At 62.0% G+C, this 22,285-nt stretch carries 20 protein-coding genes; 10 read left to right on the top strand and 10 right to left on the bottom strand.

What is annotated here, in order from left to right; translation table 11 throughout:
• The first annotated feature begins 80 nt into the window (after positions 1–80).
• Complete coding sequence (locus tag QOL69_RS04990; protein ID WP_048076515.1) at positions 81–1,283, top strand: redox-regulated ATPase YchF; 1,203 nt, start codon at positions 81–83, stop codon at positions 1,281–1,283.
• 4 nt (positions 1,284–1,287) lie between these two features.
• Here the strand turns inward: QOL69_RS04990 and QOL69_RS04995 are convergent, their stop codons facing one another.
• Complete coding sequence (locus QOL69_RS04995) at positions 1,288–5,052, bottom strand: Eco57I restriction-modification methylase domain-containing protein (protein ID WP_283402258.1); 3,765 nt, start codon at positions 5,050–5,052, stop codon at positions 1,288–1,290.
• A 559-nt stretch (positions 5,053–5,611) separates the two neighbouring features.
• Here QOL69_RS04995 and QOL69_RS05000 point away from each other — a divergent pair.
• Positions 5,612–5,932, top strand: a complete 321-nt coding sequence (locus QOL69_RS05000; RefSeq protein WP_283402259.1) for an HPr family phosphocarrier protein — start codon at positions 5,612–5,614, stop codon at positions 5,930–5,932.
• A complete protein-coding gene (ptsP, locus tag QOL69_RS05005; protein WP_283402260.1) occupies positions 5,929–7,653 on the top strand; it encodes a phosphoenolpyruvate--protein phosphotransferase in 1,725 nt (574 codons plus the stop codon). The genes QOL69_RS05000 and ptsP overlap by 4 nt, the downstream gene beginning before the upstream one ends.
• A 27-nt stretch (positions 7,654–7,680) precedes the next feature.
• Here ptsP and QOL69_RS05010 read toward each other — a convergent pair whose 3' ends face one another.
• The 9 genes from QOL69_RS05010 to QOL69_RS05050 all read right to left on the bottom strand — a co-directional run bounded on the left by QOL69_RS05010 (position 7,681) and on the right by QOL69_RS05050 (position 13,647).
• Positions 7,681–8,118, bottom strand: coding sequence for a PTS sugar transporter subunit IIA domain-containing protein (locus tag QOL69_RS05010; protein ID WP_283402261.1), 438 nt, complete (start codon positions 8,116–8,118; stop codon positions 7,681–7,683).
• Entirely contained in the window at positions 8,118–8,834 is a 717-nt protein-coding gene (dhaL, locus tag QOL69_RS05015; RefSeq protein ID WP_283402262.1) for a dihydroxyacetone kinase subunit DhaL, read from the bottom strand. Before dhaL ends, QOL69_RS05010 begins: the two co-directional genes overlap by 1 nt.
• On the bottom strand, positions 8,831–9,829 hold the full coding sequence (gene dhaK / locus QOL69_RS05020; RefSeq protein ID WP_283402263.1) for a dihydroxyacetone kinase subunit DhaK: 999 nt from the start codon (positions 9,827–9,829) through the stop codon (positions 8,831–8,833). Before dhaK ends, dhaL begins: the two co-directional genes overlap by 4 nt.
• Before the next feature lie 72 nt (positions 9,830–9,901).
• A complete protein-coding gene (locus QOL69_RS05025) occupies positions 9,902–10,264 on the bottom strand; it encodes a hypothetical protein (protein WP_048076521.1) in 363 nt (120 codons plus the stop codon).
• A gap of 279 nt (positions 10,265–10,543) precedes the next feature.
• Positions 10,544–11,575, bottom strand: coding sequence for a tyrosine-type recombinase/integrase (locus QOL69_RS05030; protein WP_283402264.1), 1,032 nt, complete (start codon positions 11,573–11,575; stop codon positions 10,544–10,546).
• On the bottom strand, positions 11,572–12,321 hold the full coding sequence (locus tag QOL69_RS05035; protein WP_283402265.1) for a hypothetical protein: 750 nt from the start codon (positions 12,319–12,321) through the stop codon (positions 11,572–11,574). Before QOL69_RS05035 ends, QOL69_RS05030 begins: the two co-directional genes overlap by 4 nt.
• The gene (locus QOL69_RS05040) at positions 12,318–12,917 is read right to left on the bottom strand and encodes a J domain-containing protein (RefSeq protein ID WP_283402266.1); all 600 of its coding nucleotides are present in this window, start codon (positions 12,915–12,917) and stop codon (positions 12,318–12,320) included. Before QOL69_RS05040 ends, QOL69_RS05035 begins: the two co-directional genes overlap by 4 nt.
• A complete protein-coding gene (locus QOL69_RS05045) occupies positions 12,914–13,330 on the bottom strand; it encodes a PadR family transcriptional regulator (RefSeq protein WP_283402267.1) in 417 nt (138 codons plus the stop codon). The genes QOL69_RS05040 and QOL69_RS05045 overlap by 4 nt, the downstream gene beginning before the upstream one ends.
• Before the next feature lie 137 nt (positions 13,331–13,467).
• Entirely contained in the window at positions 13,468–13,647 is a 180-nt protein-coding gene (locus QOL69_RS05050; protein WP_283402268.1) for a hypothetical protein, read from the bottom strand.
• Between the two features lie 253 nt (positions 13,648–13,900).
• On the opposite strand from QOL69_RS05050, the gene QOL69_RS05055 reads away from it, so the two are divergent.
• The 7 genes from QOL69_RS05055 to QOL69_RS05085 all read left to right on the top strand — a co-directional run bounded on the left by QOL69_RS05055 (position 13,901) and on the right by QOL69_RS05085 (position 22,253).
• Positions 13,901–14,158, top strand: coding sequence for a winged helix-turn-helix domain-containing protein (locus tag QOL69_RS05055; protein WP_283402269.1), 258 nt, complete (start codon positions 13,901–13,903; stop codon positions 14,156–14,158).
• A 238-nt stretch (positions 14,159–14,396) separates the two neighbouring features.
• Positions 14,397–15,854 carry a DNA methyltransferase gene (locus QOL69_RS05060; RefSeq protein ID WP_283402270.1) on the top strand — a complete coding sequence of 486 codons (1,458 nt, stop codon included), beginning with the start codon at positions 14,397–14,399 and terminating at the stop codon, positions 15,852–15,854.
• Positions 15,855–15,941: 87 nt separating this feature from the next.
• Positions 15,942–18,053: a helicase HerA domain-containing protein gene (locus tag QOL69_RS05065; RefSeq protein ID WP_283402271.1), complete on the top strand. Its 2,112-nt coding sequence runs from the start codon at positions 15,942–15,944 to the stop codon at positions 18,051–18,053.
• 2 nt (positions 18,054–18,055) lie between these two features.
• Positions 18,056–19,426, top strand: a complete 1,371-nt coding sequence (locus QOL69_RS05070) for a hypothetical protein (RefSeq protein WP_283402272.1) — start codon at positions 18,056–18,058, stop codon at positions 19,424–19,426.
• 91 nt (positions 19,427–19,517) lie between these two features.
• Positions 19,518–20,702 (top strand): DUF8098 family protein, encoded by a 1,185-nt coding sequence (locus QOL69_RS05075; RefSeq protein WP_283402273.1) that lies wholly within the window; start codon positions 19,518–19,520, stop codon positions 20,700–20,702.
• On the top strand, positions 20,695–21,444 hold the full coding sequence (locus tag QOL69_RS05080; protein WP_283402274.1) for a DUF8169 family protein: 750 nt from the start codon (positions 20,695–20,697) through the stop codon (positions 21,442–21,444). Before QOL69_RS05075 ends, QOL69_RS05080 begins: the two co-directional genes overlap by 8 nt.
• Positions 21,445–21,728: 284 nt before the next feature.
• Positions 21,729–22,253 (top strand): helix-turn-helix domain-containing protein, encoded by a 525-nt coding sequence (locus QOL69_RS05085; protein WP_283402275.1) that lies wholly within the window; start codon positions 21,729–21,731, stop codon positions 22,251–22,253.
• Positions 22,254–22,285 lie beyond the last annotated feature (32 nt).

Raw genomic sequence — 22,285 nt, forward strand, 5'->3', positions numbered from 1 at the left:
ACGCGCCGCCGTTCGTCACCGACACCCACGCCACGGCGCGTCTCGCATCGCTTTTGCCGCCGCGTCGCCCAGTACGGGTAATGAGTTACCGGATCGGACTCGTCGGCAAGCCCTCCGTGGGGAAGTCGACGTTCTTCAACGCCGCGACCATGAACGACGTACCCGAGGGCGCGTACCCGTTCACTACGATCGACCCGACCGTCGGCGAGGCGTACGTCCGCGTCGACTGCGCCGCTCCCGAGTTCGACGAGACCTGTACGCCGAGCGTCGGCGTCTGCCGCGAGGGGACCCGCTTCGTGCCCGTGAAACTCGTCGACGTGGCGGGGCTGGTCCCGGGCGCGCACGAGGGGCGCGGACTCGGTAACCAGTTCCTCACCGACCTCAACGAGACCGACGTGTTGATCCACGTCGTCGACTTCTCCGGGAAGACCGACATCGAGGGCGAGGCGACCGAGGGCCACGACCCGCGCGAGGACATCGACTTCTTGGAGGAGGAGCTCGACGCGTGGTACCTCGACGTGTTGGAGAAGGGCTTAGAGAAGTTCGAGACGCGGTATCACGGCGCTGACGCCGCCATCGAGGCGGAGCTTGCCGACCAGATGTCCGCGTTCGGGACCGACAAAGACCGGATGAAACGCACCATCCTCGCGCAGGACCTCGAACTCGACCCGGAGACGTGGGACGAGACGGACCGGATCGAACTGGCCCGCGAGATCCGGAAGCGCACAAAGCCGATGGTGATCGCCGCCAACAAGATGGACACGCCGGAGGCACAGGCCAACTGGGAGACGATTACGACGGACCCCGACTACGACCACCTCTCGTTCGTCCCCGCGAGCGCTCACGCCGAGAAGGCCCTGAAGAACGCCGACGACGCCGGCGTCGTCGACTACACGCCCGGCGCGAGCGACTTCGAGGTCGTCGGCGACGTCTCCGGTGAGCAGGAGGCGGGGCTCGACCGGATCGGCGAGTTCGTCTCCGAGTACGAGGGGACGGGCGTTCAGGGCGCGCTCGAAGCCGCCGTCTTCGACGTGCTGGGTTGTATCGCCGTCTTCCCCGGATCCGCGAACGGGAGTAAAGACGAGAAGGGCGTCTTCCGCGACTGCTTCATCCTCCCCGAGGGGTCGACCACCGAGGACTTCGCGTACCACATCCACTCGGACATCGGCGAGGGGCTCCTCCACGGCACCGACTGCCGGAGCGGCCGACAGGTCGGGACCGACCGCGAACTCAGTCATCGCGACGTGATCGAACTGGTCTCGACGAACCAGGCCGCGCCCTGACCGGCTAAAACGGCGCGGTCCCGTCGCCGTCGCGCTCCGTCTCGGGATCGAACCCGACTGTCGGAACCGGATCGTTCCCTCCGGCCTCCGCAACCGCGTCCGGTACTGGCTCGTACTCGTCCGGACCGTGCCGGGCGAACTCGCTGTCGTACGTCTGGAGGTACCGGACCTGTTCTGGACTCAGTCCGTATATCGAGCCGAGAAGGAACTCGACCTCGTCGACGACTGCTTTCACGCCGCGTTCTCCCCGATAGTCGATGTCTCCGCTCGACTCGACGTGCCGGCTCAGTCCCGCTTCGAGGAGGTCGGCGTAGTGCCGAATCAGCGGCCGCCAAGGGGCGACCGCTGACCGCGCCGGGACCGGGAACCGCCGGAACCGACCCTTCCCGAAGTCCTGCATGTTCCCGTAGGTCATGTGGTAGCCGTACAGCAGCGAGCTGTTCGCCGCCAGATACGCGAAGTCGCGCGCCGTCTCGGTCGGGAAGCAGTACTCTTTCATGTTGTTCAGGTCGTCGCCGCCCCTGGTCGCCACCAGCCAGTAGTTGAACGAGCGGCGGTGACGGACGCGGTGCGGCGACTCGTCGACCTCCCAGTCGCCGAGCGTCCTCGGCGCGTCGGAGAGCGCTTCGAGGACGCCGCGTTTCGTCTCGCCGCCCACCTTCGGAAACACGTCGAACTCGCTCCCCGGATCGCCTCCGATCCGATCGCGGAGGACCAAGTCGGCCGCCGGGCTCAGATCGTGTGACTCGATCGTCGCCTCGCGCGACTCGTCGGTGAACCTGAGGAAGTCGCTCGACCGGATGGATCCGGGAGACCCCTCCGAGCGCTCCGCGTCCCGGTCGCTCGCGCCGGCCGGCCGCCCGGTGATGATCGTCGGATTGATCTCGACGCGGCTCCCCGAGCGGTCGAACACCTGTGACGGGCGTCGGGCGAACGAGGATATCTCGGCGGATTCGAACCCGCCCACGATGAGGTCGTGTTCGGCCCCTCGCTCGCTGCTCGACAGCACGCCGACGGTCACGACGTTCCCGAAGAAGCCGTCCGGGGACAGGAGGTGGAGTTGGCGTTCGATGAAGTTCCCCGATATCTCGCCCCTCCGAAGTTCCTCGTAGCCGACGCCCGTCTCCATCGACGTCAGGAGGCGCTTCTCGCCGTCGGTCAGCAGGTCCCCGTATGGGGGGTTCCCGAGGACGACATCGAAATCGAGCGCGTACCCCGAGTCGGTCTCCGCGACTGCCTCCGGAAACTCGGCGATCCAGTGGAACGGTCGGCCTTTGATCTCGGGTAAATCCAGCGGAAGCGGCTGTCGCTCGACCCGCGTGAAGACTATCCTCTCTTCGAGGACGGCTTCGAGGTCTCGAACGAGTCGTTCCGACGCCTCGTCGGACTGCGTTTTGAGTACTCGCTCGCGCTCGCCCACGTCCAAGTTCGCCGTGGTCCCGGTGTGGAATACGTCGAAGCCGGCGGCTTCGAGGGTCGACTGCTGCCTGTCCGAGAACTCACCACCCCCGGCCGGTCTCGCCTTAACGTGTTGAACGCTCGGAGACACGTTCTCGGAGTCCGGTATCGACTCGACGAGCCGACGGAGCTCCTCGCGGCTCTCGACGTCTTCGTCCAGCGTCGTCTCGGACAGCAGCGAGACGTACTTCTCGTCGAGTTCCGGCCGGATCTCCTCGGCTAACAGGTCGCTGATCTCGTCGCGAGTGTCGGCGTCGACGTCGGCGTCGAACTTGTACGCCAGTCGCCGTTCCTCGAGTTCTGCGATGTCGTCGTTCCAGACCTCGGTTCGGCTCGTGTCGCCGGTGACGGGGAACCCGACCAGCGCGTTCCCGCGGACGACGTTCGCGTCGACGTTCGGGAGCTGCGCGTACGACTCTTCCCACCCGTTGTCCTCGATTACTTTGAGCCACACGCGGAGGCGGGCGATCTCGGTTGCGGCCTCGTGAACGTCGACGCCGAAGACGCCGGTCAGCGCGAGTTCCCGTTTCGCCTCGTACCGTCGCCCTGCGGACGGCTCGTCACCGTCGTTGAGGCCGGTGAGCAGCTTGATCTGTGCGCGGTGTAACCGGTCCACGGCCGCCGTGAGGAAGTGGCCGGAGCCGCAGGCGGGGTCGACAACCCGGAGGTCCGTGACGCGCTTCAGTGCCGCCGCGATCACGTTCGGTTCGTCGAACGGGACCGCGACCTCTACGGACCCCTCGTCCCGCCGAAGGACGAGTCGCTCCCGCGCCGCGAAGTGGTCGAGTATCCCTCCCAGGTTCAGACGGTCCAAGCGGCTCCGAACGACCGCCCGCTCGTCCGCGTCGTCGAACCGATCGAGGAGGGCGTCGACGACGGCCGCCTCGATCGCCGGTTCGACGGTGCGCTCCGTTATCCGTTCCGTGACGTCCGGCGGCGTGTATATGGCTCCGAGTTCCTTCTTCTGTAGCCCCACGTCGGGCTTCGCGCCGAGGTGGTTGATCACCTTCTCGAAGACGGTGCCGATGACCGACGGATCGAGGGTCTCGTTCGTCGTCTGTGGGCTCCCTCCTTCTGCGATACCCTCGATAAGCTCCGAGATGATCCGCTTCAAGATTCCGTCTTCGACGTCGTACGCCGCCTCGTTCGGAACGGCGGACCGGAACAGCCCGTCGTTGAGACACGGGACCCGATCGCGCCGCGAGTCCGGATCTCGGAGGTCCGGTGGTCGCTCCCGTTTCGGCGTGTTCAACAGGTCGGCGAACAGCGGTCGGATCTCGGACTCATACAGGCTCCCCGGCGGGTCCGACGCCTCGTACCGCTCGACTCGGGCGGCCAGAAAGCCGCGTTCGATCCCGTCGACTTCCCGCTCTTCGAGGACTCTGAGGAAGAGCAGTCGATTGACGAGCGCGAGCGCGAACCGCCGCCGTTCGGACTCCGGGGTCGACTCGTCCGGCGGCGAGACCGACGCGAGGAGGTTCGTCTCGAACGAGTGTTCCGTCCCCTCGCCGAACAGCACCTCGACGTACCGGTCGTAGAACTCCTCGACGTTTCGTCGCCGCCGCTCCCGTCGCTCTCGGCGAGCCTGCCGCAGACGCCGGTCGAGGTTCGCGCGCCCGAACTGCGCGCCGAATCCGGCGGCCGTCCAGTCCGGCTCGCGTCGAGGGCTCGGGAGGCGGTCGCGCGCGGCCGCCGCGTCTCCGGAGCCGGACGCCGCCAGCCTAACCTCCTCCAGCGCGTCGCGGACGGCGTCGCCGTCGGCCTCCGCCCCGCTCGCGTCGACGTCCGCGGGAAGAACCACCTCGTCGAGGAACCCCGAGCCGACGGCCGCGGCCAGTAGCGCTTGCCGGGTGTCTATCGCGGCGACGACCGGAAACCGGGTGGTGTCCCCCCGCGCTTCGGCCCTGTGTAGCCGCCAGATGACCCCGTCCGTGGCGACGCCGTAGTCTTCGTCTCTGAACGGGCCGATCGACCCCTCGATGTCCTCGCTCGCCTCGGCTATCTCGCCTACCGGTCTCGTTTCACCGACAACCGGCGCGTCGGTGTTCGTGATCCGGAAGTCCGGAGCCGTCACGCTCGGTCCCGCCCAGTCCTTCGACGGATCGCTGAACCGGAGGTCGGCCGCTTCGAGCATCGGGCGCACGAGCGTCTCCTCGGTGAACGTCTCCGGTTCGCATCCGAGATCAAAATCGTCGAGGGATCGTTCGCCGGTGAGGATCGCTTCGAACGCCTGCGGGCCGACCTCGTCGTGAAGGTCGGTGACAAACGCCTCGAAGGCCGCTCGGATTGCCGGATTCGGCGAGTCGGTCATCCCGCCGCACGGGGACGCGCCGAGGACTCCGAGAGCTCCATTCGATACGGCCGTTCCGCCGGAGTCACCTTAGTGCTGCTGTTGGCGTCGATTTCGGCGGCTGAATTGGAGGATGTCAACGATCCCGCGTCGCTCGCTACGACGAAGCCGGCGCTGTGGCCGAGACCGTCGAAGCGCCAGCCACTCGATACGACGCAGTTGCTGCTTCGGACACGTCCACCGAAGCCCCAGCCGGGAGGGCTCCCGCGGCTCGTTGCGCTCCTCGTTCGTTCACTTCGTTCACTCACTGCGGTGCTTACGTCGCCGGGGTTCGCCCTCCCGACTGCCCCTTCGAATCCCGCCCCGCACAGCCCCGCACCACCGGAAGACGGTCCTGCTCGCTCGCGGCTCGCGGCTTCGCCGCCGTCGACCTCGCGCGGTGCTCCTCGCGGTCGCCACGGGCGACCGTTCGGAGGCACGCGCCACCGCACGGCGGATCACGTATCTCTCCGCTGTACCGACCACGCGAGCGATCCGCGACTCCGATCAGCTATTACCGGTCGGGATCCAACGCCACGCCATGGAACGAACCGTGACGGTCGAACCCGAGGCCGGACTCCACGCGCGACCCGCCTCGAAGCTGGTACAGACGGCGAACCGATTCGACGCCGACGTGTCGATCGGACGCGCCGCCGACGGCGACGGCGGACTCGTCCGCGCCGACAGCATGCTCTCGGTGAGCGGGCTGAACGTCGAACACGGCGAGTCGGTCCGCGTGGTCGCCGAGGGCCCGGACGCCGGGGCGGCGCTGGACGCGGTCTGCGACCTGCTCACGAGTCCGGTGGAGGAGGACGCCGGGGAGGGCACTGCGACCGACGGCGACGCGGAGGACGCCCCGTGAGGAGGCTCGACGGCGTCGGAAGCACGCCGCGGTCCGGCGTCGGTACGGCGCGCTGGTACCGACCGGACGCCGACCTGACGCTCCCGGAGCGCCCCGATCCGGACTCCGTCGACGTCGACGCGGAACTGGATCGGTACGACGCGGCCCGGGACGCGGTCCGGTCGGCCCTGCGCGACGCCCGCGACCGGACGGCCGAGCGCGTCGGCGAGGAGGAGGCCGCGGTGTTCGAGGCCCACGAGAGCTTCCTCGACGACCCGACGATGATCGAGGACGTCGAGGCCGCGATCGGCGACGGGACGCCCGCGGTCCACGCCGTCGCGGACCGGTTCGACGAGGCGGTCGAGCAGTTCGAGGGCATGGAGGGCCGGATGGCCGAGCGCGCGGACGACCTCCGCGACGTGCGGGACCGCCTGCTCCGCGCGCTTCTCGACGTCGAAGGGGACGGAGGGTCCGTCGCCGACCTCGCCGCGCTCCCGGCGGGAACGATCCTGCTCGCGGAGCGGCTCACACCGAGCGACACCGCCGCGCTCGATCCCGACGCAGTCGCCGGGATCGCGACGGTCGAAGGGGGACGTACCTCCCACGCCGCGATCATCGCGCGGTCGCTCGCGATCCCCGCCGTCGTCGGCGTCGGCACGGAACTGGAGTCGGTCGCGGACGGGGAGACGGTCCTCGTCGACGGCGACGCCGGGCGGGTCGTCGTCGACCCCGACGAGGAACGCCGCGCCGCGGCGCGGGCGTCGGGACCGGACGTGATCGCCGACCGCGTCGAGACGACCGACGGCCGGCCGGTCGAGGTCGCGGCCAACGTCGGCGGAGAGACCGAACTGGCCCCGGCCGCCGAGCGCGGCGCGGACGGGATCGGACTGTTCCGGACCGAGTTCCTCTTCATCGACCGCGAGGCCCCGCCGACCGAGGACGAGCAGTACGAGGCGATTACGGCGGCGCTGTCGGCGTTCCCCGACGACCGCGTCGTCGTGCGGACCCTCGACGTGGGCGGCGACAAGCCGGTCCCGTACCTCGATCTCCCCGACGAGGAGAACCCGTTCCTCGGGCGGCGCGGGATCCGGCTGTCGCTCGGCGAGCACGCGGACCTCTTCGAGACGCAGCTCCGGGCGCTGCTCCGCGCGGCCGCGACCGAACACGGCGACGGGCTGGCGGTGATGTTCCCCCTCGTCACGCGCGTCGAGGAGGTCGAGCGCGCGATCGCGACGGTCGAGTCGATCGCGGCCGACCTCGCCGAGGAGGGCGTCGACCACGCGGTCCCCGAGTTGGGAGCGATGATCGAGACGCCGGCCGCGGCGTTCGTCGCGGACGCCCTGGCCGAGCGGCTCGACTTCCTGAGCGTCGGGACCAACGACCTCGCGCAGTACGTGATGGCGGCCGACCGCGGGAACGACGCCGTCGCGGAGTACCACGACCCGCTCCACCCGGCGGTGTTGCGCGCGCTCGCGGCCGCGACCTCGGCTGCGGCCGTTGAAGAGACCGACCCGTGGGTGGGGATATGCGGCGAGATGGCCGGGGACCCGGCGCTGACGGAGCTGCTCGTCGGGCTCGGCTTCGACGAACTCAGCATGAGCGCGGTGACGGTCCCGGACGTGAAACGGCGGGTCCGCGAGACCGACGCCGACGCCGCGGCGTCGCTCGCGTCCGACGCGCTCGCCTGCGAGACGCGCCGCGAGGTGCTGGACGTGCTGGGACTCGACGACCGGGCGGTGTAGACTGAGACGAAAAACGTCGATTCCGGCCTACAGCTTCTCGATGTCGCGGGCCGCCTCCGCCTGCTCGCGGACGGACTCGACCGTGGCCGAGGGGTCGGTGGCCGCGACCGCCGCGTTGACCGCGCCTTCGAGGACGGGCGCGTCCGCGATCACGGCCTCCGCGTCGCTCAGTTCGACGGCGATGTCCGCGTTCATCACCGCGCTGCCGAGGTCGACGAGGACGACGACCGGGTCAGAGCCGTCGGGATCTCCCCCGTTCTCGTCGCCGGCGTCGCTCCCGTCTTCCGCGTCTATCCCGGCTGCGGCGTCGATCGCCGCTTCGATCGCGTCTGGGACAGTGCCGATCCCGCCCTTCCCGTCGCCGCCGACCGGTTCGATGCGGGTGTCGCCGGCCATCTCGGCGGCGATCTCCGCGATCCCCTCGGCGGCCCGCTCGCTGTGGGAGACGACGACGATCCCGACCATCAGTCGTCCTCCGGGTCGACGTCGTCGGGGTCGTCGTCCGGGATCGTCGGCGAGCCGGCGTCGGTCTCCGGCACGTCGACGTCGAGCCGCTCAGCGGCGACCGCGAGCAGCTCTTCGAGGATGATCAGCGTACTCGTCGCCCCCGGGTCCTGATGGCCGACCGACCGCCAGCCGAGGTAGGAGGCCCGCCCCTTCCGCGCCCGGATCGGGACGGTGAACGCGACCCCGCGCTCGGCGGCGTCGACCGCCTTCGCGAGCGCCTCGATCGGATCGAGGTCGTCGACCTCGATCGACTTCTTGAACGTGTGGACCGCGGGCGTCAGCGCGTCCACCATCGTCTGGTCGCCGACGCGCGCGTCGCCCCTGTCCTCGACCTTCTCGAGGTACGTCTCCGCGAACGCCACCGTGGTCTCGGGGGTGATCCCGCCGCCGAGCTCGCCCGCCGCGAACACGAGCGACCCGCCGAACAGCGGCCCCGAGGCCCCGCCGACCTCGGCCATCAGCGTCTTGCCGACCGTCCTCGCGACGGTCTCCGCGTCCGGATCGTCGAGGTCGCGCGCGGCGTCGGCCGCCTCGGCCCAGCCGCGCGCCATGTTCCCGCCGTGGTCCGCGTCGCCGATGGCGGAGTCCAACTGCGTCAGGTGGTCGCGCTCCGCTTCGATGCGCTCCGCGACCGCCTCGACCGCCTCGACGACCGCTGCCCCGTCGTCGGTCATCTCGTCGTCAGCGCCGGTGTGTCCGCCGGCGCGTCGAACAGCTCCTTCAGTTCGTCGTCGACCGCGCACACCGTGATCGACGCGCCCGCCATGTCCAGCGAGGTCATGTAGTCGCCGACCCACGCGTCGTAGGTCTCCAGACCGCGCTCGTCGAGCAGCTCCTGAAGCCGCCGGTTGACCACGAACAGCTCCATCTGCGGCGTCCCGCCCATCCCGTTGACGATCGTGAGCACCTCTTGGCCCTCGTCGAGGTCGAGGTCGTCGAGGACCGCGTCGGTCAACTCCTCGGTGATCGCGTCGGCGGGCATCGTCTCGGTGCGCTCCGTGCCCGGCTCGCCGTGGATACCGATGCCGAGTTCGATCTCGTCGTCGCCCAGATCGAAGGTCGGCTCGCCCTTCTCCGGGGTGACACAGGAGGTGAGCGCGGTGCCCATCGTGCCGACGTTGTCGACCACCTTCTCGGCGACGCGTGTGACCTCGTCGAGGTCGGCCCCCTGCGCGGCCTTCGCGCCCGCGGCCTTGTGGACGAGGATCGTCCCGCAGACGCCCCGGCGGCCGGAGGTGTACAGCGAGTCCTCGACGGCCACGTCGTCGTCCACCACGACGCTTGCGACCTCGACGCCCTCCATCTCCGCGAGTTCGATGGCGGTCTCGAAGTTCATCACGTCGCCCTCGTAGTTTTTGATCACCGCGAGGACGCCGTCGCCCGCGTCGCAGGCCCCGATCAGTTCCTCGAACTCGTCGGCGGTCGGCGAGGAGAACACGTCGCCCGCGGCCGCCCCGTCGAGCATCCCGTCGCCGATGTACCCCGCGTGGGTCGGCTCGTGACCGCTCCCCCCGCCGGTGACGATCCCCACCTTCCCCTCCACCGGGCCGTCGTCGCGGACCAGTACTTGGGTGTCCGGGAGTCGGCGCAGTCGGTCGGGATGCGCCGCGGTCATCCCGTCGAGCATCTCGTCGACCACGTCGTCCGGATCGTTGATCAGTTTCTTCATGTACGATCGAACGGACTCGCCCGGACCGGTTAAACGTAGTGGGGGCCGGGGTCGCCGCCCGCCCCTCGGCGGTTAGTTCGGCTCGACGTCGAGCGTGCCGCACTCCCGACAGCGGTACACGCCCGCGTCGGTTCGGTCGGCGACGCGGAACTCGTGGCCGTTCTCGCAGCCGCCGCCGTCGTCGAACGCGTCCGCCGCCGGTTCGATGTCGGTCGACTCGCAGGCCGGGCAGGCGAACGCGCCGCCGCCCAACTGTGTCGGCTCGACGAAGTGGTGGCCCTTCCGGCAGCGCCCGCCGTCCTGAATCCCGTCCGTGCCCGGCGAGACGCTCTTGACGTTGCACTTGGGGCAATAATAGGTCCCGTCGCCGGCCTGCTTCGGCGACGCGAAGTAGTGCCCGTTCGTACAGCTACCCCCGTTGTCGAAGGGATCCATACCGCGGGTGACGGCGAACTGGGTGTAAATTGCTTTGGTAGTATTTGTTCAATTATGCCGAAACGACGTGGCATGGACCGGTTCGCGTGTCTTACACCGAGGCAATCTGAACGGCGACGCAGTATCAACTCTCCGGTAGTAGAAGACCGAAATTGGGTGGCTGGGGAGTCCCAGCCCACCAATCCCACACGGCCAAAGACCGTGCGCGTTGTAGGTGGGCCAACACGGGCTTGGCCGTTCCGTCTACCGATTCTGCCGTCACTTGAGTATTGTCGTACATCAGATGTCCTCCGGAATGTGCTCCTGCCGGCGGCGGGCTCGCTCCCGGTTACCGGCCTTGTCGTAGTGCTTCTCCAGTACGTCCTCCGAGGCGTCACCGCGATCGCTGATCACCGGGCGAGGCGTGCCCGCGTTCCGGTGCGCCGTGACACTCCCTGTGCGGACGTGGTGGGGCGCACGCGACGACGGACACTTGCTGGCTAGCTTCCCCTCGGTCGCCTCGCAATCGTCTATCTCGCGGCCGTGCGGGCATCCCTCGTCGATCACACAGGGACGCGTCACCCGGTAGATCCACGACTGGAGTGTCGAGACGCCCGGCCGGCCCTGATTCGTCGTCACGAGCGGGTTCCGGCCGACCCGGTCGACCTTGTCCAGCCGTGGGCCGTTCACGTAGTCGTCGACGACCTCCGCGACCGGCGGCTTCAGGATGACGTCGCGCTCGCTCGTTTCGCCGTTCTTCAGCGGCGTGAACGGCGGGCGGTGCCGGAACTCAAGCGCGCGGTCCTCTGAGTCCCAGTCGCCGAGGTCGAGGGCACGGACCCCGCCGCGACGCGCCGGGACGCGCCACATCAGCAGCAGCGTGACGTGGTGGCGGCTCGCGTACTCGTACTTCGAGAGGTAGTCGAGGATTGCCCTCGTGCGCTCCGAAGAGAGGATCGTGTCGTTCGACTGCTGGTCCTTCGAGGGCGACGGCACCCGGATGCGGTCCGGGAGGGTCTGCGGGACGCCGCGGATGTCGGCCACCCGGTAGAGGAACTGCTTGACGGTCGAGACCTGCCCCTGCATCGTCATCATGTTACAGGGGTCGTGGTCGCCGTTGTCCTCGCGCTTCCAGACGCGCCACTCGTGGACCATCCGGACGTCGACCTCGTTCATGTTCCGGACGTTCTTCCGGTCCTCCAGCCAGTCGACGAACGTCCCGATCCGGTACTCGTGGTCGCGGAGGGTCGCGCCGGCGAGCTCGCCGCGACGGTCGTCGAGGTAGTAGTCGAGCGCCGCGCTCGGCGTGATGGGGTCGAGGTCCTCGCTCACAGTTGGTCCCCCATGTCGTCCGTCCGCTCGCTCACCGCATCGAACGGCCATCCGGTGACGTCGCCCCCGTAGAGGTCGCCGTAGACGTCGACGACGTCGGTCGCCGTCGCGCGGTCCGACAGGGCATTGCGGTCCGGGTTCAGATTGTTTCGCGCCGCGTCCCGCCGCCGGTCCCGAACCAACTGGACGAGGAGCGCGTTCCGGAGTTTGAGGGGCTCGGCGACGCGAGCGAGGTCAGTTTCGGTGCTACTGCGATGATTATAGCCGAGGATCCGGCCGAATTTCCCGGAGTATTTTTCCGGATCTGGCACTTGATCCAATATGGTGTACGTAGTACACCATGTCAGAGGCAACTCCATGCCCTCCTCCCCCTCGTCGGCGTGACAATCTGCCCCGTTCTCGTCTTCACCGCCACCGTCTCGATCAGCGCCGCCGTCGGTGACGAGCTCGTGTTCGCCGGCGTGGTACCGGAGGTCCTCGACGAGTGAGATCGCGCGGTCGGCGTCGAGGTCGCGTCGGAACCGATCCCGGAGGTCGAGGTCCTCGACGACGCGGGCGTCCTCGCGGACTGAGAGCCGGGCGACGACATCGCCGTCCGCCCCGTGCCGGCGATCGACGAGGTCGTAGAGCGACTGGATCACGCCCCGGTGGTCGTCGAGAAGGCGCGCCGCGCGGTCGCGGTCGGCGTACGCGAGCACGGAGCCGTGGCGGTTCCGGCGGACTTCGACCTCGACGGTCGGACTCATCGGTCACCTCCGAGCATCTCCTCTTTCGCGTCGCGGACGCGCAGCAGCTCCGCCTCCGACCCGCCGTGGTCCGGGTGCGCCTCCTTGACGCGCTCGTGGTAGGCCCCGATCACCTCGGCCTCGGAGGCGTACGCGTCCACCCCGAGGACCTCGTGGGCTGGCTTGCTCGTGGCAGATCCGGCGACGACCGCGTCCTCGTCGTCGTCTCCCGGAGGGAGACGGGCCGCGGCGAACTCCGAGTCCCCGGTTCGGACGGGGCGGTTCCCCCGCATCCGGGTCTCGTGGATCCACTTGTATACCGTTCGGACGTTGTCGCGGAGTCGGGGGGAGGAGTCGCAGGCTACGGCGTACTCCTGGTCGTCTTCGCGCCAGCGGAGGACGAAGCCCGGGTCGTCCGGGTTCGCGTTCGCGAGCGGGAGGCCGTTCGACTTCGTGTGTGCGTTCGCGATGGACGCCCGCCAGCCGTCGACGTCCATCCGGTCGAGCTCGGTCGCGAGGGCCTTCGTCGTCGCGCCGAGCGTCGCCTCGAAGCTCCGGTTCTTCGTCCGGTCAGTGGGCGGTGTCCGATCCCAGCCGGTCGGCCAGTCGAGATTCACGCGTCCTCACCTCCCGCGAGGGCGTCGTCGATCGCGTCCCGGCGCTCGGCGAGCAGCTCGCGGGCGCGGTCGGTGACTCGGTAGGCGTTGGTGCGCCCGTCGATCTCCTCCGACTCGATCAAGCCCTCGTCTTCGAGGTCGCTCAGGTTGGTGTACAGGCGACCGTGGTTGATCGGGTCGGAGTACCGAGCTTCGAGCCGGCGTTTCAGCGCGAGGCCCTTCGGGAGCTCGTCGCCCTCGACCTCGGCGGCGACTAGGAGGAGGTCGCGCTGGAACCCGAGGAGGTCGTACCAGGTGGTCACGTCGTCGTGCGCCTCGTCCGTCGGCCGCGTGGATGCGTCGCTCATGATGGTGTCGTCAGTCGCGTCGGTCGGTCGTCGCGCGGTACTCGTCGCGGCGTCGTGCGTCGGCATACGTCGGACTCGCTCCGACGCCCGGTTTAGCCTGCCCCGGCCGGTTCCGAACGGTTCCGGTGGGTCGCGTCCCCGCTCCCGTGTCCGGGTTTCGCTCGTTCCGGATGGTGTTCGGGATGGGGCGGTCAGCCCGTGGCTCATCGGTCGGGGTACAGATCGACTTCGCCGCGGAACTCGTGGAGCGTCGTCTGCGCGACGTCGTGGCTCGCGCGGTCGGCGCGAACCAGCGTCGCGAGCGCTTCCGGGTACTCGTCAGTCAGAGTCGGTGCCGCGTCTCGGACGGGAGTTTCAAGCCCCCGCGTGGTGTCGGCGTACATGGGTTTCGTGCTGAGGCACGGAACCCCACACGGGCCGGCTGTTCCAGCAGCGCGGCCCGCGTCCTTTTCAGGCACGGCGCGTCGTCGACGACGGCCGAGTGGGTCCGTGAGCATAGGGTGTGGGTTCGGGGGTATTAAAGATTAGCCTATATGAGCTAACTTATGGCCCATATAAGATACAAAAGGATCACACCCTACAAAACTAACAACGGCCTTGCCCGATGTCGGGCAAATGCGGCCGACTCCGGAGTGGATGACGATGACTGATCTGGTCATCTTGGAATTCCTCAATGACCACGATCTAGAGCTCGCTCCAAAGCCGCTATACCGAAACCTGAACCGACACGGTCACGATGTCGGGTATTCGACTGTCCGCGGGCGATTGCCAAAGCTAGCTGAGAAGGGACTTTTACAGAAAGACAGCGATGGCTACTATGAGACGACTAATCTCGGTCGAGCCTACCTCGCTGGGGAGATTGATGCCGACGACTTGGAAGACGCCGACGTATGATGCGAAATACGCCTGCGGTGATCGGAGAACACATTGCTCGTTCTCGACAGCAGGTCACGAATCAGCTATCCGAACTCTCTGACCGAGGGATCGTCGATAAGTTGGGGTTCTCCGCGAGAATTTCGGCCGGATACTCAATTATGTCGGACCAGAAAGAGTGTTTCTGCCCAGCAAGAGGAACGTTTTTTTCTTTGGTCCAGAGAAGTATCAGCAACAATATGGACGCCTTCGGCCGATCATGAGTCTACAACGAACGACGCCAGACAATCATGGGAACCTACAGTACGACAACGAGGCATTCATGGATGCTCTCAGAAGTGGTGATGACTTTCTCACTACTCAAGAAGTGGCTGAGGAAGTTGACTGTTCAAAAACGACAGCGTGGCGTCGCTTGACACAATTGAAAAATGTTGGCGCTGTCGATCGCCACGACGACGAGTGGCCCTACACGTGGGAAGCCGGTATCTACGTTCCATCTCGAAATGTCTCAGATCTACCGACCTCATGGCGGAGCGCGCCCCGAGGATGGGGAAATCCCCTCCACACGATAGCGCCGTACATCGGTGGTTTCCCTCCGTCGTTAGCACATTACTTCATTGAACGGTTCTCGGAGCCGCGGGACACCGTTTATGATCCTTTCGCTGGCGGCGGAACAACTCCACTCGAGGCTGTCCTCCAAGGTCGTGTTGGCTGGGGAAGTGACGCCTTCGAGTACGCGACGGTTCTCTCACAAGCTAAGTGCCATCCAATGGAGACTGCTGAATTTGAAAAGTACCTTCTCGACGTGCTAAAGGCGGCTTCAGAGATTGATGGCCCAATACAACTCCTTGATGATGAGGACCCGAAAACGTTCTTCTCAGACTACACACTCAAGCAGCTTCTTGCTGTCCGAGAGGTTCTTCGAGGAGACAATTCCCGTGAGGCGACATACCTGAAAGCTATTATAGCCGGTGTGTTACACGGGCCCTCAGAAATGTTCCTCTCGCTTTCGACTCGCGACACATTCTCTGGCTCTGTTGATTACGTCAAAGATTACAAAAAAGAACACAATCTCGAAACTCCTGAAAAACACATTTGGGAGTCCGCGACGTCGAAACAAGAACTTGTCAGCGAAGAGCTTGATTCATTTCCTGATGATGCGTTAGCACGAATTGAGCAAGCTGACTCGGGCAATGTGCCGTTCCCTGACGATAGTGTTGATCTATTGCTGACATCGCCTCCATACATGCGTGTGCTTGATTATTCGTGGAACAATTGGCTTCGACTGTGGTGGTTGGATGCTGATCGCGAATCCGAACGAGATGAGCTGACTATCACAGAGAGTGAGTCGAGGTACAAAGATTTCGTTGAGGACACTCTTAGAGAGATTGAACGGGTGATTTCCGATAATGGATACGCCGTCATCGTCGTTGGCGACGTTCGGAAGCGGATGGCCAACCACGTAGAGTACATTAACACCGCCAAAATGTTCGCCAAAGTGGCTAGGGACTGTACGGATCTGATTCCTCGACAGATTCTGAATGATGAGTACGATCTTGACACCCGTAACTACGCGATGGCAAACCAACTCAAGTACGAATACAGCAGTGACGCGAAGGAAGAGAAGGCTATGAGTAAGCTGGATCGCTGTCTCATCTTGTCCCCCCACGAGGAACCCTTGCCATCTCCCGGAGAAGTTGAACTACCTTGGACCTGAAAGATTCGGCCAAGGATAATTCCTACTGGACCCTTTTCTATTACTCAGTAAGAAGTATTTAGTAGGCAGACTGTTTTCTCGAAACTAATGAACTCTGGTGACGGAGTTGACCTTCCCCCCCAGACAGAGATGTCTATCGATAAATTGCTAGAAGATGCCGACCACGTCGGGGGTGTGTTCTCAACTGGGTACGAAACATGCGATATATTGACGAACGATAAATGGACTCAGGATGCCGGTGGCCTTCCGAAGCATACGTTACTAATTGCTCGCCCGTTACTAGAGGGCGAGGAGATCGTCTCAGAAGAGGACGTTCACAATACGAACCGTCTGCCGGAAGAGCCGACCGAGTTCAGTAAACCGGAGCCTTCAGAGACGGAGTCCACACACGCACTCCTCCTGCGAGTGACAGAGCCTGCGGACATCCCCGAGCAAGGACGTCTTCGAACGAACCGGTTCGATGCGATGCGAGAGGCGATCACTGGTGACGAGAGCGGAACGCCTTCGCCGGAGGATTTCGTTGACGTGCTCACCCGTCGTGAGATGCAGTACTCCGGCGTACAAACGAAGATTCTCGGGACCTTTCACCAGCAGGAGAACGACGATGGAGAAGAGGCGCTCACCTTCACTAGTGACGTACAGACATTCTTCTCGGCTGGCCATTACGTCGTGTACAAGCCTGATGGAGACGCGCTCCAGTGGATAGCAAGCTATCCCACCACTGTCAATAACAATCCCGTGAAGTTGGGCAATGTGCGGTACACGACGACGGACATCTGGGGTGATCAAGGCGACGTCGGGATGTATTTTGATGTTGATGAGTTCATCGGTGCTAAGACGGCCGTGTTCGGGATGACTCGGAAAGGGAAATCGAACACGATGAAGATTATTGCTGGGGCGATCGAAGAGACCGATTCAGATATCGGCCAGTTAATCTTTGATCCGAGTGGCGAGTACGCATATGTTAACGATCAAGATGAGGCCGCATTAGGAGAATTACATGATGAAACTGGATCTATTTCAAGCGTGTATAAGTTTGCTGCAGATGCTGACGAGAAATTCCGGCCTCTCCGTACGAATCTTCTGACCACCAGTAACCTGAATATTGTCCGGGATTATGTAAATCAAGAGTTGGTTGATGATTCTGCGCAATATGCAGACAATTTTGCGATGGCCGATATTCCCACTGATGAGGAGATTGACGATATGGAAGGAGGACGTAAGAAACGTGCAAAAAGACGGCAAACCGCCTTCTTTGCGGTGATATCCAAAGCTATCGGCGACCTTCCGGAATCCTTCAGAGAATATATATCAATCGACAGTAACGTACAGACAGCGGTCAATCAGAAGCTGGATTATGACATCCCCACAAAATTTGGGAGTATTGAGCTGAAGAAGGATGGCAGAAATAACACTCTCGTCGACTTTTGGGAAACTGTCGCGAGAAATAAGGAGGAAATCAATAGTGTAGCTGATGATGGAGACTGGATCGGTGAGGAACTACAGAAAATCCTGAAAATGCTCCAAACCTCTGGAAGCCGAACAGGGTACAACAAGCTCAATGGACTCGCTGATTACCACAGTTCAGCTCGGGACGTGAACGTTCCCACGGAGATCTATGAAGAGCTTGAAAATGGTGAGATGGTGATAGTTGACATCTCAAATGGGCTTGACCAAGTCGTTACCTCAGAGACAGAGCGAATCGTCTCCAGAGTACTCAAGGAATCTATGAACCGGTTCCGTGATATCGATCGCGATGAGGAGCTCCCTAAGATTCAGGTCTACTTGGAGGAGGCCCACCAGCACTTCGAGGAATACAGAGATGATGACGACATGAACCCCTTTGTCACGCTCGCAAAGGAAGGTGCCAAATTCGATATCGGAATGACGTATGCGACCCAGGAAGTCAGCAGTGTCGATTCTAGAGTCCGGGCGAACACAGCAAACTGGATCGTCACCCACATCAATAGTAAGAAAGAAACGAGAGAACTCGGCCGCTACTACAACTTTGAGGACTTCGCTGAATCCATTCGAAATGTTGAGGATGTGGGTTACGCTCGAGCAAAGACATACCGTGGGGAGTACATCATTCCAATTTCAGTTTCCCTCTTCAATGCTGATTGGGTATCGAACAACACCGAATTCGGTGTCTGGAAAGACGACGAGTATATAGTTGATCCCCCCACTCAGGAGGATTGATTGTGCCGTATCCGTCACAGGTACCCAACAGTATCGGGCACGTCGAGAGTATCAAGGACGAGACGCTCATTGAGGACCTCGGCAACTTCGAGTACGATCCTCCATCTCCTGAAGAAGCGAACGACTTCGATTCAGTGCCTGCTCGTGAACTCTCAGGATCTGATGATCTCGGTCCGTCCTTCGAGAGTGTCTACGGGCTTGATGGTTCTCGTGTTGAAATCCCTGTTGGCGATCCCCGATTCAACAAGCGGATCGGGGTGATTGATATCGCCCTGATCAACCTCGACATTGGGACGCTCAACGAGGAGGCGCGCAAGGCGTATGTTACCCCCTCGAAGGTAGATGGCCTCGGGACAGAACATCACGTTCGAATGGCGCTTCCAAGTACCAACACACGCTATGAAGCACCAACAGTCCACGAGAGTTGGCGAAAGATGACGTTTCATAACTTCCAGGAGAAGTCGGTTTTCGATCAAACACTGTTCGATATCTACTTCAATCTTCTCGAGCGTGCTGGTCGGTTTCACAACAATCGGATTCGAATCGAGCAGTGTCCTGCCCAAGACTGTAACCATGGACCCCAGTTCGTTAACTCAACCAGTCCAGACTATTGCCCAGTCTGTGGGACCACAATATATCCGACTGATCCACTACGCGTCCACGAACGTGTGACTGGATCGCAATCAAATGAAGCCGCACTGAATGTACTGATGGGATTGATTGAGCATATGGTTCTTCTCGGGGCAGCTGATAACGTCTGGTACGACAACCCTGCGGAACTTGAGACGACCGCCTTCATCAAGGATGGCCCGCTCGCACAGTTCGATACCGCGGCTTGGATCCACGAACCAATTCATAATAAGCTGTCTCAGTTTCAACGATATCTCCGAGATAACGGTCGCCAGCCACTCGTCTACATGGGGATCCACAAAACGGGCGACTTCGCGGCTTACGCACAGGAGGTTCGCGACTATCTAGATGGCCCGACCGTACTGCCTCTCTCAAATGAAGATATCTATGAGCACGTCATCGCTGGCGACCGAACTGCCGAATATGCCATCAAAACGTACTACGGCAAGAATTTCTTGTATAAATCGGCAAAAGGAAACGGAACTGGCCATTGCCTCCCGTTTTTGATTCCACGCCGGTACGAGGAGGGGCCCTTAGGTGAGAAGCAAGGAGACGCAACGATTGTACAAGATCCCGATGCTTATGAAGAGCTCGCACGGGCCATTAGTCTACTCGAGCGGCTTCGGACTGTTCAGTACACCGATGGGATCATCCCGCTTGTCCTAGCCCACGAAGCTGCGTCTATCCCAGAAGACCTTGGTCGCAGAGTATTTGGTCGAATTGCTGAGAAGGTTACGCGATGAATTCTCTCAGAAAACAACAAGATGTATATCGGTCTATACTAAACATGGTATCAGATAGTCGTCTCGGTACGGCATTCAGAGGTGACATCCAATGACCACCAATCTCAGTGAGGATGATATCCTCGCAAGGATCCGAGACGGGCTCCGTGATGCGGTCGAAGGACATAATCTAAACTGGACTTACGGAACCAAAATCCAGAAACAGAAGTACGTTGACCTTGCTCTCAACCACTATATTGGTCCGATTTTAACAGAAGAAGGGCAACGCTCGCCGATTACGCGGAGTTGGTACAAGTACGGCTGCGTACAGACGGCGAGTACATTTCAAACGAACTTAACCACTAGGGAGAAATCGCAAGAAGCGCGTACGCTAACAGAAGCGAACTCTTCGTCATCTGAAGATTGGGAAGCTAAGCTCAAAACGGAATTCGAACCTTCTGGAGAACTCTTAGTCCCTGAAGAGGGAACCGGTGTTCCACCGGCACAGCACCCGATCGCTGATCACCAGTCCGCAAAATTCACCGAGTTTTTCCTCGACACAGATCTGTCGCCACCGCTTGACGAAGAACACTGGGTTAACAAGTCGGATCTTGAGTTCCTCGAGCCATATTACATTGATAATGCGCCCCCTGAAGTACAAGATCTGTACCTCGCGAATCTTGCTCTCCGACAGACTCTCACGGATGCGTACCAGACAGCACAGCACATCGACGAAAACCGCGCAAAGTTGTTAACGGGCGATACCGATCTTGATGTCGACTGGACGCCTAAATCGTATGCTCGTGATGCCGGACAAGCAGCTGTCAAGCTTCGTCTGGCAATCCGACAAAGTTCCATTGTTCCGGATAGCCTCATTGACCCTGTTTTGAAGTTTACAGACCTGGTTGAAGATCTCCTTCTCGCACTGACCAAGTTGGATTCAGTCAATATTCGCACCCGACATTATCGAGTGATCAAACAGGTTGATGAGTTCCTTGATGGGAAGCTATGGGAATGGATTGCAAGATATATTTCTCACGCAACAGTCGTCGGGCCGCGGGCAGCGTCTTGGCGGAAAGACTCTCGGAAGCGTATTGCCAAGTTTGCGGAGGAATGCCCCAGTCAAATTGAGTCGCTTCGGACTAACCTACATCAACAAGGCCTCCTTCCCGCGATGAGTGAGTACAATACTGCTGAATTAGGTGCTGGCCCAGCTGAACAGTTCATGGCTCAGGTTGATGACGCTGCCATCCGAAACCTGACGACTGAATCGACTACAGGTGATGACAATGAATAAAGAAAAAATCCCGCCAGTGGAGACTGAGGAAGTCTTTCTTGACACGTCTGTATTGTATGACTACACGAAAGATACAGTCCAAGAAGCCAAAACCCTCTTCGATGAGTATCCTGAAATCAATAAAATAACGAGTGCCGCTGGTGAACGAGAGTATCGAAAGGTTGCTGAACGCCGCGCTGAAGCGATCAAAGAGTGTGAAGAATTTGCTGCTGAAAACCAACTATCGAAATTCTCGTTCCACTCACTGGATTTTCTGACACCCAACGATCGAGGTTCGTTGAGACAGTACCGAGATAAGTTGTTGCGGAATTGTTCTGAGGCAGAAGCACTCCGCCGTCTCAATCAGCGGAAAAGAACGTACCAGCGGGGTGTTGAGCTCTTATTCGACGGAAAGGATGCACTCGTTACTGTCCGCGATCTTGAGTTCCGTATCTCTCTCGAGAAGCAGTTACAGATGGATATTGATAACGGAAATGACCGTAGAATCCTTTGTCACGCTGCTGATTGGCACGCTAAGGAATTTGGCAATGCCTTTGCCACCTCTGATACTGGCGACTTCGCTGACGAAGACGGTCTAGGGGATTACCTAATGACGGATGGTGGAGAACTCCCTGATTCGCTGTCCGATCTAGGAAGCCGGCCACTCATAGAACGAATTAACGACTCGATCCAATCAGAGTACTCCTCCGAAATGTGGCTTCATATTGTTGATATTGAGCAGTTGCTTGAGGTTGCTGGTTGACTATTGTGTGGTTTACCGAATCCTGATACGGACCTGTTCACAACCCAACGGGCAGGTACTGGTGCGAGCAGATCCAGTTGCCCCCCAGCCACGCCACCCTGTCGAACAGTGCTCCGTGGCTGATCGGTACACCCTCGTTTTCCGTTCACTCTATCCGTCGAAAGGATAGCTTAATACAGATAGCTCTCGGGCAAGTGTCTGTATGGAATACATGTGTTGTGCGCGAGATCTCTCACATCACAAGACCGCGTCCCCTATGTTGAGTGGCAATCCGAGGTGTCACCATGAGTGCTGAACGAAAGAAACTGACACCGACCCAGCAGGCGATCCTCCACAAGGCCGCCGAAAATCCGGACTGGTCGAACGCAGAAATCGCCGATGCGGTCGGTTGTTCAGACTCACACGTCTCGAAAACTCTGCGGAAGTGGGACCCGGAGGAGATGGATGACGACGGTACCGTGCCGGACCCGAGCTCGGGGTATACCGACTCGATTCCCGCGGATGAGGTCGATTCCGGGATCTATCCAGCTGCGATTCTGGTGGTCTCCGCCGGATGGATCCTCGGGGCAGGGCTGATGTTCGCTGGTGGTGACTCGCTCTTTCTGCTTGGTGGATTCGTCGCCTTCGGAACGTGGCTGGCGCTCCCTGTTGTGGTCGGTCTCGACGCGATTTCACTTCACAATCAGAAAGCACCGTTCCGCCCGAACCGCCTCATCTGGCCGGCCGCGTCTCTCGTTCTCGGCGTCATCGGCGGATTCGGATATCTCGCGGCTCGGGTATCCAACCTCTCACTCGGTATCGGCTCCTGATCGGGCTATCTGTCAATATCTAAGCTACTCTG

Origin of the sequence: Halorubrum sp. DM2 (assembly GCF_901686465.1) — an archaeon.
GTDB lineage: Archaea > Halobacteriota > Halobacteria > Halobacteriales > Haloferacaceae > Halorubrum.